Here is a 12,427-nt window from a genome sequence, read left to right on the forward strand (position 1 = left end):
TCATCTCGTTGTTGCGGGACTCGTTCCTGCGGTCACGGAGATTCGGCTCGGCCACCAGTGGAACTTCGTGGGCTATCCGTGCTTCACTCCCATGCCGGTGCAGGATGCCTTGGCGGATGTTGATTACAAGATGGTCGACGGCTACGACGACACCCCGCCCTTCCATCTGACACACCTAACGGACACGGACATGATGATGGCGGGCGAGGGCTACTGGGTGTGGGTGAACCTGCCGCAGACTTGGTTCGTGTACAACTAGCGGAGCGGGAGCCAACTAAAACCCCAGAAGCACCGAGACGCGTATCTTCTCCCCGATGTCCTCCTCCACGCTCCCCCACGTGATGTTCGCGTTGGGAGCCCTGAGAGTGACCTCATGCGCGATCTCATCCACGTCGTCCGGATCCATGTACTGACTGGAGAGGAACAGGATCGCCTCCTTGGCCCCGCTTAGATCGAAATCGAACCAGGGGGATGTGAACGCGTCCTCGACAGCGACGAAGTTCCTGTGTTGGCCAGTCCCCTCCCCCATGCCTATTCTCATCTCGGCCACGCGCCTCAGAACGGACTTGAGATGGGGAATGTCCCCTCGCGTGAGCACGGACGCCAGGCTGGTGATGGGCTTGCCAATGAGTCTGCCCACGGCCTCGAATGCCCGCAGGAGGGGGATGTTCGGCGCGAGCTTGAGGAGCTCGTCGTTCGAGAACGTTATCACCACATCCGAGCGGTTCTTGAGGACGCTGAGTCCTTCGTTGGCGACGCCGCGGCGCGCAATCCCCTCCACCGTGAAAGGGAGGCTGACGAGCGATACAGCGAGCGCCTTACAGTGCTTCGCTACCGATGCAACTATGGGCGAAGTCCACGTGCCAGTGTAACCACCCAGGCCGCTGAGGATGAAGACGACGTCGGAGCCCTCGATCTCCCGCTCGATCGTCTTCTCCACATCCGTATAGAGTTCCCGCCGCCCCCTTTTCTCGGTCTCCGCTATTCCCTTCAGCCCCTCCCTGCTCACGAAGACCCTTCGCCCTATGCCAATCATCGAGGGATGCGGCTCGTCATTGACAGCGATGGGCTCGAACCCAGGCACGGGCGGGATCTCGTGGAGCATGTTGCAGCCAGCGCCCCCGCATCCAACGATGGACACGCGGACCCGCTCATGATCACCGGTCTCCCCGAACCTGCTAATCCCTGGCACGAGAAAGAAAAGCCGTTGAAGGATGATAAAAGTTGCGGGAGCCGCCAAAGACATCGACGCTGCAGGACTGTCGGATGATTTCTCATATCGTTTCGACGAGGGTTCAATTCCCACCGCGTCAAAACCAACAATTGAACTTTCATCCTCCCCCAATCAACCCTTAAATAACTTCCAGACGTTGTGGTGCTCGAGATGGAGATTGTTGCTACTGGTGATGTTCACGAAGGCATGAACTTCGGATACAATGTAGATCCAGAGACGGGAATCTCCGAGCGGGCGATGGACCTGCACAGGAACTTCGCGCGGGCCGCGAAGTACGCGATCGAGAAGGGAGCAGGCCTCTTCGCGGTCCTCGGGGACCTGTTCGACCGGACGCATGTGAGCCCTGCGTTCAGAGAGCTAGTAAGGGCGGACGTGATCGAGCCGCTGAGGGACGCCCGGATTCCCGTGTGGATCCTCGCGGGGAACCACGACCAGCCGCGAAGCATGGCGCGAGGGACCTCCATAGAGGATTTTCGAGGGTATCCCAGCGTCACAGTGTTCAGGAAGCCCGACGTCAGGATCCTTGAGCTCGGATCCGCTCGAGTTGGTTTCCTTGTTCTCCCCTATCTGCATCCTGAGCAGATCGTTGAGTGGGTCAAGGAGAAGTTGAACGAGGACATACCGAAGGAACAGAGCTACGAGTTGTCCAGGAGGCTCTGGAAAGAGTGGATGAGGAAGAGAGCGGAGGAGATGGATGCGGACTACAAGATTCTCTTCGGTCACTATTACGTGGAAGGGGCGAGGATAAGTAGCACGACGTACGTCGAGATCCTGCCTGATGAGTTCTCCTTCACCCAGGATATGATTCCGCAGGCAGTCGATCTTGCGCTCTTCAGTCACATACACTTGCACCAGGTTATGGAGAATACGCCTCCAATCGTCTACACGGGTGCCCCAGAGAGAATAGACTGGGGAGAACGTATGGATGCCAAGGGCTTTGTGTCCGTGAATCCCGAAGAGAGGACGTGGAGATTCATCGACCTTCCGGTCAGGGACATGGTTGACGTGGAAGTCGACGTCGCGGACAGCGACGACCCGACGAGGGACATCCTCAACAGCCTGCCAACCGATGTCAGCGGGAAGATGCTGAGAATGAGAATCTCGGTTGGGGAGGGCACCCGGGAGAGAATCGATGAGAACACGATAGCGGATTTCCTGCGCCCAGCGTTCACGTACCAGATCAGATGGACCGAGGAGGGTGTGGAGAAAGTGAGCCTGTCCGAGTTCACGTTGGACCCATATAGGCTCTTCAAGGACTTCGTTGACCTCAATTACTCTGACCACAAGAAACACGACCCCATTCTCGGAGAGGGGGATCAGATACTCAGGGAGGTGCTGTCCTGAGGACTCTGGAATACTTCGAGGTCGAGGAGGTCAAGGAAAAGGCCACCGAGCACGTTGAGAGCGTCGAGGAGACCCCGACATCCGATGGTTTCGTCCTAGAAGAGATCGAGATGAAGGACTTCATGCGCTACGTGGGTGGAACCTCGAAGCTGAGGTTCCCGAAGAAGTTCACGGTCATCACCGGGAAGACTGGCTCGGGCAAGACGTCCATTCTTGACGCCGTGACTTTTTCCCTCTACAAGAGGACGTCGAGGACGGACATCTCGGGCATAGGGATAGCGGACGTGTGCAAACCCGGCGGCCATGTGAGGGTTCGCTTCGCGCAGGGGGGAGGCCTCTACGACGTCGAGAGAGGCTTCACGCGGAAGGGATCTCCATATCTCAATCTGCATAAGAACGGGTCTCAGATATCCGGGAGCATCCCGGAACTGGAGAACATAATCCGAGACACGGTCGGCTTGGACTATGACGGTTTCAGGAACTCCACGTTCGTAAGGCAGGAGGAGATGAAGGAGCTGGGTGCGGAGAGCGATTCCCAGCGTCTCCGGATATTCCAGAAGCTCTTCAGACTGGAGATCTTCGAAAAGGCTCAGGCGCAAGCGAAGACGAGTTACGATGAGATCCACCACGATATCAAGATCGGTGAGCGGAACGTTGAGTTCCTGAGAGAGCGTCTCTCGAGAATCCCCGAAGTAGAGAAGGAGGCGGAGATTGTCGAGAAGGAGGCCAAAGGTCTCGGCAGGAAGCTCGTCGATGTGGAGAAAAGGCTTCTCGTGGACAAGGATAAGCTGAAAGACCTCGAGAGAGAGCACGAGGCGTTCATCTCGGCGAAGACCTCCATTGAGGATAAGGAAAGGCGCGTCTCAAACATTCAACGAGAGATAGACAAGGTCAGGAAAGCGGATGGGAAGTCCACCGAGCTGAGGGAGGAGGTCAAGAGGCTCGAGGACGAGACGAGGGACCATGAGAAGCTCATTGAAGAGAGAACTCAACTGAAGGACATTGGTCACTTGGCAGCGGGTCTCGAGAAGGAGAGACAAGCGCACAGGAAATCTCTTGGAGATGCTACGAAGGAGTTCAGGCGAGAGAAATCGAAACTCAACGAGAGGCTGAATGTCTCCGAGGGAAGGATAGCCGCTCTCTCCACAACTGTGGACAAGGACGAGGCGTTCCGACTTCTGCGCACCGAAGGTGCACTTGAGGAGAGGATATCGAGGATAGAGAAGGAGATAACGTGGCTCACCGGACAAGAGGACATCATCAGCGAGATCCAGGGCGAGAGAGAGGATGCACTGCGGAACATGGAAGATGTGAACAGCAAGGTCCAGGAAATCAACGAGGACTCCTTTGTCCTCAGTGAAATTGAGAACCAGGTTGGCCAGATGAAGAGGGACCTCAAGTCCCTGGAAGAAAGACACCGGAAAAGAACAGAGGAAATGGAGACTGCCACGGAGAAGGTGGACAGAGAGCTTGAGAAGCTCAGCTTCGATGACGAGGCGAAGAGCCGATTGAAGATGCTGGAAAAGACTATCACTGAGATGGGCAGGAAAAAGACCAGACTGAAGGATGTCCGTCGGGAGCTCGACGAGGTCGGAGACATGGGAAAGCTCCTGGAGGACCTGAAGAAAAGGCTCGGACAGGGCGAGAAAGAAATCAAAGCGCTCAAGAAGAGGCTCAAGAGGCTCACCTCAGACGAGGAGAAGTACCAGAACACGAGGAGGGGCGTCGAGAGCCTCAAGAAGAGCAAGAGCGAGATCGAAAGGGAAGTGCGAGGCAAGGAAGTCCAGATAGAGAGCCTTCAGAGGAGACTGAGAGAGCTCGAAGAGGAGAAGAAGCAGATGGAAAAGAAGGTGAGGACGCTCGACGAGGGGCGCTCGAATCTGGAGACGTTCGCCATTCTGAAGGATCAGATCTTCCACAAGAAAGGCGTGGCCATGTACGCCATCAACCAGCTCTTGCCAGAGCTCGAAATCGAGACCTCGCAGAACCTCGTTGACCTCACGGACGGACGGTTCACGCGTGTCAGTCTTAAGACCCATGAGGCGAAGAGGGAGTACGGCGTGAGGATCGAAGTGGAGGGCGCCGATGGCAATTGGCACGATGTTGCAGAGTTCAGCGGAGGGGAGAGAACGCAGATAAACGCCGCTCTCAGGTTCGCGATAGCCAAACAGCTGGCCGGCCTTCCACAGGTCGGCCGCACCTACGGCAGGATGAAGACCCTTTTCATCGATGAGGGTGACCTCGGATCCCTTGACACGGAATCGAACAGGGACCTGTTCATTCACAAGCTCTTCAAAATGGGAGAGTTCTTCGACAGGGTCGTCCTGATCACGCATCTTGCGGAGGTGGCGGACAAGTTCCCCGGTAAGATCAGGGTGCACATGACACCGGAGCAGGAGTCGAGGATCGAGGTAGTATCGTAGATGTTATTGGAGGAACTGAGACACCGTATGAGAGAGGTCGCTCTCTATCGCAACAATGGACTGGACGTCATAGAGAGCTGTGAGTTCGTGAACTTCGATCGTTCTCGGACAGTGAGAGAAATGGTCGCGGTCGACGGCTCCTACTCCTTCCTGCTGAACATATCGAGCATGTGGCTCGCAATCGTGAGGGTTGGTGGTCTTGGCTACACCTTCAGGGACGGCGGCTACAGGTTGGTGGACAGCGAGAAACTGGAGGCTCCCATCCTCGTCTCGACGGAAAGGCGCGTGGTCGAGAGGCAGAGCGACCTCCACGTGCAGCTCTTCGAGTCGACGAGGTTGTCAGGAGACCGTCCGCGGGCGATGATGAACGAGTTCAGGCACCACTTGGAGGGGGAGCTCACTCTCCAGATGGCGCGGGAGAGGGAGGGTGCCATCATTGCCGTGGACGGCACGCTTGCGTCATTTCACAAGGAGTCCAATCATCTGCACGAGACCAAGACAGAGTGCGAGAGAAGGGGGAACATACTCGTGGGCATCTCCAAGGACTCGAATTCTCACGCCTTCGGCGGGGTGAGGACAGACGAGGAGCTCCTGAACGGAAAGAACGGGATGGCCTTTGTGAGGGTGCCTACTGGATACGAGGAGAAGCACAGAGGGTTCCTTCACGGCGATGTCTACTTCGCCAGGCTCCACCCTGATTCAGTGAAGTGGTTCCGCGTTGACGTTGGCACGTTCAAGGACGACCCGTCCTTCGTCTTCTCGAACCTCGCTCACTATGCGATGTCGGGACTGTGTCCAGGATATCCCTATCCGCTCCTTGAAGCCCACAGGTTCGCCGTGACGATCAGGCAGTTCAAGGACGTGTACGAGGAGGTTCTGCTCCACTTGGGTATCGAGGAGGGAATGCCAGTCGAAGAAGTCATTGGCGGACTGACGCACGTGGAGGGAGAGAGGCAGGGAGCTTTCCACGAGTATCTTGACCAAGCAAGCAGGGATTTGAGATGAGCGAGAAAATCGGCGAGGTCATTTCTGCCTCGGTGCTCGGAGGTCTGGTGGCCAAGCTAAGCCTGGACAATCCGGAGGACCTCCGAATCGGGTATCCGGTCGTCGTCGAGGGTCGGACGTACTACTTCTACTGCATGGTCCACGACATCGTGAACCAGTCCGTTGATATCGCGGAGAGGTTGGCGGGGTCGAGGATGAGGGATTCCATTGTTCCACTGAGCGAGACACACGAGGGCTTCAGCGGGAGGATATTCTACTCCAAGGCGAACCTGAGGCCGATACAGCTCATACACAGAGGGACCCACAAGCTGTCGGAGCCTCAGACCATTCCTCCTTACTTCTCGGTCGCGAGGCATGCGAGCCTGAGGGATGTCGAGAAAATCTATCAGAGAAGCGACTTCTCCGCGCCCCTGGGCTCAATCCGCGGCGTGGAGAGATTCATGGTGCACATCGACTTCAGCAAGCTCACGGAGAAGCCTTTCGGGATCTTCGGGAGGACCGGGATGGGGAAGAGCGTCCTCAACAAGCTCGTGTGCATCGGCATTCTGTCAAGAGAAGTGGGCAGCGTCCTGATATTCGACATGCACGGCGAGTACGGCGTATACTCGAGGACGGACAAGACGGAGGGGTTGAAGTACTACTTCCCAGAGAAAGTGAAGGTGTTCTCGCTGGACCCGAAGAACAAGGAGGCGGTGCCCTTCATCATCGATCCGGATGAGATAAGACCAGAGGACATCATTGTGGCGTTTCAGGATCTCAATCGCAACATGGTCGATGCGATCTACGAGATCAACAGGTCTCGAAAGGAAGACATCGTCTCCGCGATCAGGCGTGCGGACCTCGAGGAGTGGGGGCACAGGGTCCACCCGAGCGTTCTGAGCGCCCTCAAGAGAAGAATGGGGAGAATGCGGAGGTTCTCATTTGTCAGACGCGGCGGAAAGGATGCCTTCAAGCAGCTCATCTCCCTCATCAGGGAGAGGAGGTCGGTCGTCCTGGATTTCGGCGAGTACGGAACGGACCAGATGGTGTACCTCTTTGTCGCCAATGTGCTCACGAGGAGGTTGTTCGACATGTACACGGAGAGGAACGAGGAGTTCCCACGCCTAGTTCTCTTTCTCGAGGAAGCGCACAAGTTCCTGGCTCCTAATATCGCATCCTACACGATCTTCAACAAGCTTGCCAGGGAGACCAGGAAGTTCAACCTCATACTAGCCCTTGTGGATCAGAGACCTGCGAAGATCGACGATGAGGTCAGAAGCCAGCTGGCCAACAGACTCATCCTGTCGCTGAAGGAGCCTTCGGATCTCGCCTCGGCCCTTGCGGGCGTCCCCGACAGGTCCGTGTGGGAGAGCATCGTTGCGACGATACCGGCAAGAACGGTTGCGATGGTGGGAGACGCCATACGCATCCCGACCGTAATCGACATCATGAACTACACCCCGGAGAATGTGAGAGAGAACATCCTCGATGGGGGCAACATGACGAGCGAAGACATGGACACAATCGCCCAGAAGGTGGACAAGGTCTTCTCATTCTGATTCGAACTTCAGGAACCGGGCGATCTCAGCGGCCACGGCCTCGTCGTCCATGGCCTCAAGGAGCTGAGAAGGGCTCCCGAGTGGTCTGGCTCTGACGATCCTTGCAGCCCTCTTCCTCCCAATCCCTGGCAGGGAAGCCAGTGCGTCCAGCGTCGCGTCGTTGACCGCCAACGGGAACTCCGTCCCCGTCACGCTCCGGAAGCCGTGAGAGAACACGCAGACGTCGACGAACCTGTTCACTTCGGTCTTGTAGGGGAACCCCACAAGGATTGGATACGATCCTATCTGGCGACCGAACGTGCTCCTTCCCTTCGACATCTCCAGGTACACCCTCCTGAGCACGGTCTCCTTCGGAAGGATCCTCGCCAGCATCGGTCTGTCGATGTCCTGACGGACCTCGGACTTGAAGCGCCTGAATTCCTTGTAATGCTTCCTGACCGCGAACCGCCCACGAACGGGGAGGACCTGCCTGATGTTGATTCTCCGCAGCATTAGTCCCTCGTCCAGCAGATCCTTCAAGAACGCGAGATTCTTCGAGAAGGTCTCCTTTCTCTCGCCCTTCAATCCTGAGAGGAGGTTGATCCCTGGAAGGAGGTGCGGGAGCCCGGTGGGGCTTCTCCCCGACCCGACCTCGTTTATGAGCTTGACCGCGGCCTTCGCCTGCTCGGGGTCGGTGTTGAGATTGTTCGCGGCGATGACCTCCGGGTCCGCGCTTTCCACCCCGAATGCGAGAACGTTCCCACCAGTGCAGTACTTCACCAGATGTTGCGCGACCTTCTTCGATTCCTTCGGATGGGTCGCGATCACTGCTGGATCGGCATTGTCCGTATGCAGGACCTGGAGATCTGGTGCGGCTTTCCTTATGCCCTTGAGCAATCCTTCAATCACGCTCGGATCCGGAACGGGTGTCTCCGTTTCCCCCACGCCCTCTGCAAGATAGGAGAACACGCACGACTGTCCCCCGAGACGGAAGTTGCGCACGCCCGCAGTGTGCAGCGCTCTCACCTCTTCGACGATGTCCTCCGCCTCTCGGAACTGGGGCTTGCCGAAAAGGGGTTCGATGCAGAAGGAGCAGCCGCCAGAAAGGTAGCGGACGCACCCCCGCCAGCTGTCAAGTTCTGCGATTAACGGCTGAGGGAAATCGGGGTGGTTCTTGACCACCTCAGAGCCGAGAATCGACCATTGCCTCCACTCTTCCATTCCTCGGTTCCTGTGTTTCACCCTCCCGCCAGAGAGGAGATCATTCACGAATGCGTCCAGGTCCTTCTTGGCGATGATGTCGAAGACGTTCTCAATCCTTCGGTCGTACACGCCGAAGCGCGCAAGCGGGCCGCCAAGGATGCGGGTTCCCTCGAAGGCCTCGCATATGCTGACGATCTCCCTGGAGGAAATGGGCATCCCGCGAAGGTACCTCCCCGGCACAACGGGCCCAGCGATCAGGACCAGGACGCCGCCTGAGAGTCGTCTTCCCTCCCGCAACTGTGCGATCGTGACGTATTCATACTCGCAACCGGAGGATAGGATGGCTCCCGCAACGTAGCGAGGATAGGGCGAGATGTACGGCGGGACACCTAGGCATGATGGCTCATCCACATAGCCATCGAGAATCGTGACCTTCACGAGTTTCCATACGGTCAGAGCCATATAATCCTGCTTGACGCGTCGAGGCAAAAGAATATAACAAGGGGCGGTTCTTCTTCCCATTAATGGTCGTGGCCATTGGCGGGCTTCCTGATACGGCGGTCCTCATCATCAGTGTGATTCTCATCCTTGTCGGTGTCGGCATGGCATTTGCGGGAAGAATCGTCTGGGGGACGCTGATGTCCCTCATCGGTGCCCTCATCGGCGGAACCATCGGCTACGCAATCGGCTTCGTTCTTGGCGGTTGGATCGTGGCGATGGTCCTCTCGCTCATCCTTGCGATCGTCGGCAGCATGCTCCTTGGCGCCATGGTCAAGTTAGGCCTGGCATTTCTCACAGGGCTTCTCGCGGGAGGTGTGTTCTTCCTCGCCTTGGGAGCGGCCCCATTGGACAGCAAACTCGTCGTGGCCTTCATCGTGCTCGTGATCGTCTTCGCGATCTCGTACTACTTCATCGAGGAGATGATTGGTGTGATCACCGCGCTGATCGGCGGAATCCTGATCGGAATCGGTCTTTGGCTCCTCACCGGGGATGCGAACTTCGGTCTCTTGATGGGCGGGCTTGCCTTCGTTGGCGGAGCGTTGGTTCAGACGTACGCAATCCGGAAGCACGACAGATATGGACATCGCCGCTAGGGACGCGGAGGCAGTTTGACCTCCCCCTCTGGCCAATCTTTTTATATTCTCCGATTCGTGCTGACCACCATGATCAGGATAGGGACCTGCGGCTGGTCCTACAAGGATTGGATAGGTGCGTTCTATCCTGAGTCCATGAGGGATAAGAGAGGGGGATGGCTCGAATATTACGGAAGGTACTTCCCGACCGTCGAGATCGACAGCACGTACTACTCGGTCCCAGGGGAGAGAACGATTCAAGCGTGGATCGCCAAGGGGAAAAGGATGGAGGACTTCGATTTCTCCCTGAAGATGCACAAGGATGTCACCCACATGAGGATCCTGAAGGACGGGGAGCGCGCCGCGAGCGCCGCCAAAGAGTTCGAGGATGCTGTCGTGAGGCCCCTCGCGGAGGAGCGTCTCCTCGCCTCCGTGCTCGTCCAATTGTCTCCGAGGTTCAAGGTCGAAGGGGACGAGGGAAGCCTGAGACGCCTCGAGATAGTCTTGGACGCCCTGAACACGGACAGATACGACTACGTCGTTGAGTTCAGACACAAGTCCTGGCTGGACTCCTCCGGGTACGACTACCTCCCCGGTGTCAGGGACCTCCTGTCCTCGAAGAACGTGGCGGTCTGCAGCCTGGACAGTCCGTATTTCCCGCGCACCGACACGTCAACGGCCGACCATGCCTACATACGTTTCCATGGAAAGAACTACGATATCTGGTGGAAGGGAGAGAAGCAGATCAAGGACCACAGGATCAACAGGTACGACTACCTCTACAAGGAGGAGGAGCTGGAGAAGTGGGTTCCTACGATCAAGGAGTTCGACTCCAAGGCAGAGAAGACGAGGATATACTTCAACAACCACGGAAAGGCCAAGGCCGCGAAGAACGCCTTCTACCTGATGGACAGTCTGGGAATCCCACACCAGGAGAAGGAAATCAGGATAAAGGAGCAATTCACGCTCCAGAGCTTCGGCTAGCCCACAGTTAATATCACCCAAGTCGTTTTCAGGTAGGCGATTGGAATGACGACCGAGAAGCCGATTGTCCGGATCGAGCACCTCCACAAGGACTATCCCTACGGAGAGACGCTGACGCGTGCGCTCAACGATGTGTCCTTTGAGATTGAGGCGGGAGAGTTCGTTGTCATTCTAGGTCAGAGCGGATCTGGGAAGACGACGCTATTGAACATGATATCCGCCCTTGACATTCCAACGAAGGGCAAGGTCATCGTTGGGGGAAGAGAGGTGTCGAGCCTTCCGGATAGGGAGAGAACGAAGTTCAGGGCATATGAAGTCGGTCTTGTCTTCCAGTTCTTCAACCTCTTCCCGGCCCTCACAGCGAGGGAGAATGTGGAGATAGGCCTGGCGACATCCATTCGCGATTCCGAAGAGGTCGGTAGACGTGCAGCGAGATACTTGACGATGGTCGGCCTCAAGGATCACATGGACAAGTACCCGTCGCAGCTGAGCGGCGGGGAACAGCAGAGAGTTGCAGTAGCCCGCGCACTCGCGAAGGAACCGAAGATACTGCTCGCCGATGAGCCGACAGGCAATCTCGATGCCGAGACCGGAGAGATGGTTTGGAACCTTCTTCTGGACCTGAACAGGAAGACTGGAACAACGATTATCTCGGTGACTCATCTGGAGTCCGCGTCCGAGATCGCTGATCGTTCGATCTACCTCAGGTCTGGACAAATCCAGAAGATTCTATAGGCGTGCTTGAACATTGCGGCGAGCTCGGATAGATGAGGACAAGATCGACATTCCAGACGTGATTTTCGAGAGCGATTCGGTTGACCGCCACTTTCACTCCCCTCCCCTCTGATTTGCGTTATATGCTCACATGCCAGTTTTTCACCATAGGGGGAGGATATGCGAGCGATTACGAAGAGTCTTGTTCTGGATGCCCAGAGAATCGAGAGATATGTCTCGTCCGCCCTGAAACCGCTGGACGAGTTCATTGGTACCTTTAAATCGTCGAGTGTCAACTTCATAGACAGCGCTTCGAAGTTCCTCTTCGACTTCGCCTCGTTGCTCTGCGTTCAGGAAATAATGAGACACGACCTTCCAGTCGTGTTTCTGGATGGTGGCAACTCCATCGACCCTTTCGTCCTTGCCAATCTGGCCAAGCGGTTCGGTGTGGACAGAGAACATGTGCTGAGCCGGGTCCATATTTCCCGTCCCTTCACCGCATACCAGATGTCCACGCTGATAGGAGAGAGGCTGGAGGATCGCATACAGGAGAGCGGGGCAGGCATGCTGGTGGTCTCCTGCTTCCCAGCGCCCTATCTGGACGAGGATTTGTGGTGGCCAGAGGCACTCGAACTCGTTCGGCACGGCTTCTCCACGGTGAAAGAACTGACGGAGAGGTGGAACACCATCACTCTCATCACCAACTACAAGCTGAGCAACATGTACCGCAGGAGCGCCCTGAGAAGATTGCTCTACACCGAGCCGGACAAGGTAGTGAGGTTCGAGAACGGTGTTCGGTGCCTTAGGGTCGTGTTGCCGAGGGAGGAGAGATGGATGAACTACGTCCCGGTGGCTCATAACCAGACCACTCTGGCGGAGTACGTGGAGAACAGGATCTACATGACCGCGGAAGAGCCGTTAGTGAGGTAA

Annotated in this window: 11 protein-coding genes; 9 read left to right on the forward strand and 2 right to left on the reverse strand. The window is 56.8% G+C overall.

All coding sequences use genetic code 11. The annotated features are described in order from the left end of the window. Positions 1-259, forward strand: a 259-nt coding sequence (locus LN415_05025; GenBank protein ID MCJ2556454.1) for a hypothetical protein, incomplete at its 5' end; no start/stop codon positions are given. Positions 260-274: 15 nt separating this feature from the next. On the opposite strand, the gene LN415_05030 is transcribed toward LN415_05025, so the two are convergent. After that, complete coding sequence (locus LN415_05030) at positions 275-1,141, reverse strand: hypothetical protein (protein ID MCJ2556455.1); 867 nt, start codon at positions 1,139-1,141, stop codon at positions 275-277. A 243-nt stretch (positions 1,142-1,384) separates the two neighbouring features. On the opposite strand from LN415_05030, the gene LN415_05035 reads away from it, so the two are divergent. The 4 genes from LN415_05035 to LN415_05050 all read left to right on the forward strand — a co-directional run bounded on the left by LN415_05035 (position 1,385) and on the right by LN415_05050 (position 7,544). Further along, entirely contained in the window at positions 1,385-2,578 is a 1,194-nt protein-coding gene (locus LN415_05035; GenBank protein MCJ2556456.1) for a metallophosphoesterase, read from the forward strand. 110 nt (positions 2,579-2,688) lie between these two features. Beyond that, positions 2,689-5,001, forward strand: coding sequence for an SMC family ATPase (locus LN415_05040; protein ID MCJ2556457.1), 2,313 nt, complete (start codon positions 2,689-2,691; stop codon positions 4,999-5,001). 27 nt (positions 5,002-5,028) lie between these two features. Continuing rightward, positions 5,029-6,006: a DNA double-strand break repair nuclease NurA gene (locus LN415_05045; GenBank protein MCJ2556458.1), complete on the forward strand. Its 978-nt coding sequence runs from the start codon at positions 5,029-5,031 to the stop codon at positions 6,004-6,006. Continuing rightward, a complete protein-coding gene (locus LN415_05050; protein MCJ2556459.1) occupies positions 6,003-7,544 on the forward strand; it encodes an ATP-binding protein in 1,542 nt (513 codons plus the stop codon). Before LN415_05045 ends, LN415_05050 begins: the two co-directional genes overlap by 4 nt. On the opposite strand, the gene LN415_05055 is transcribed toward LN415_05050, so the two are convergent. After that, entirely contained in the window at positions 7,536-9,188 is a 1,653-nt protein-coding gene (locus LN415_05055; GenBank protein ID MCJ2556460.1) for a radical SAM protein, read from the reverse strand. The two genes, LN415_05050 and LN415_05055, sit on opposite strands and share 9 nt — an antisense overlap. A gap of 62 nt (positions 9,189-9,250) precedes the next feature. Here LN415_05055 and LN415_05060 point away from each other — a divergent pair, with 62 nt between their 5' ends. The 4 genes from LN415_05060 (at position 9,251) to LN415_05075 (ending at position 12,427) form a co-directional block, all read left to right on the forward strand. Continuing rightward, the gene (locus LN415_05060; GenBank protein MCJ2556461.1) at positions 9,251-9,820 is read left to right on the forward strand and encodes a hypothetical protein; all 570 of its coding nucleotides are present in this window, start codon (positions 9,251-9,253) and stop codon (positions 9,818-9,820) included. Positions 9,821-9,889: 69 nt separating this feature from the next. Further along, positions 9,890-10,783 (forward strand): DUF72 domain-containing protein, encoded by an 894-nt coding sequence (locus tag LN415_05065; protein ID MCJ2556462.1) that lies wholly within the window; start codon positions 9,890-9,892, stop codon positions 10,781-10,783. A gap of 45 nt (positions 10,784-10,828) precedes the next feature. Then, positions 10,829-11,518: an ABC transporter ATP-binding protein gene (locus tag LN415_05070; GenBank protein MCJ2556463.1), complete on the forward strand. Its 690-nt coding sequence runs from the start codon at positions 10,829-10,831 to the stop codon at positions 11,516-11,518. 159 nt (positions 11,519-11,677) lie between these two features. Continuing rightward, complete coding sequence (locus LN415_05075; GenBank protein MCJ2556464.1) at positions 11,678-12,427, forward strand: hypothetical protein; 750 nt, start codon at positions 11,678-11,680, stop codon at positions 12,425-12,427.

The sequence above is a fragment of the Candidatus Thermoplasmatota archaeon genome (assembly GCA_022848865.1).
In the GTDB taxonomy this organism is placed as follows: domain Archaea; phylum Thermoplasmatota; class Thermoplasmata; order RBG-16-68-12; family JAGMCJ01; genus JAGMCJ01.

Excerpts from the sequence above, each read along its gene's own strand:
- LN415_05040 (MCJ2556457.1), top strand. The coding sequence starts at position 2,689 with ATGAAGGACTTCATGCGCTACGTGGGTGGAACCTCGAAGCTGAGGTTC.
- LN415_05035 (MCJ2556456.1), top strand. The coding sequence starts at position 1,385 with ATGGAGATTGTTGCTACTGGTGATGTTCACGAAGGCATGAACTTCGGA.
- LN415_05060 (MCJ2556461.1), top strand. The coding sequence starts at position 9,251 with ATGGTCGTGGCCATTGGCGGGCTTCCTGATACGGCGGTCCTCATCATC.
- LN415_05045 (MCJ2556458.1), top strand. The coding sequence starts at position 5,029 with ATGAGAGAGGTCGCTCTCTATCGCAACAATGGACTGGACGTCATAGAG.
- LN415_05070 (MCJ2556463.1), top strand. The coding sequence starts at position 10,829 with ATGACGACCGAGAAGCCGATTGTCCGGATCGAGCACCTCCACAAGGAC.
- LN415_05075 (MCJ2556464.1), top strand. The coding sequence starts at position 11,678 with ATGCGAGCGATTACGAAGAGTCTTGTTCTGGATGCCCAGAGAATCGAG.
- LN415_05065 (MCJ2556462.1), top strand. The coding sequence starts at position 9,890 with ATGATCAGGATAGGGACCTGCGGCTGGTCCTACAAGGATTGGATAGGT.
- LN415_05050 (MCJ2556459.1), top strand. The coding sequence starts at position 6,003 with ATGAGCGAGAAAATCGGCGAGGTCATTTCTGCCTCGGTGCTCGGAGGT.
- LN415_05055 (MCJ2556460.1), bottom strand. The coding sequence starts at position 9,188 with ATGGCTCTGACCGTATGGAAACTCGTGAAGGTCACGATTCTCGATGGC.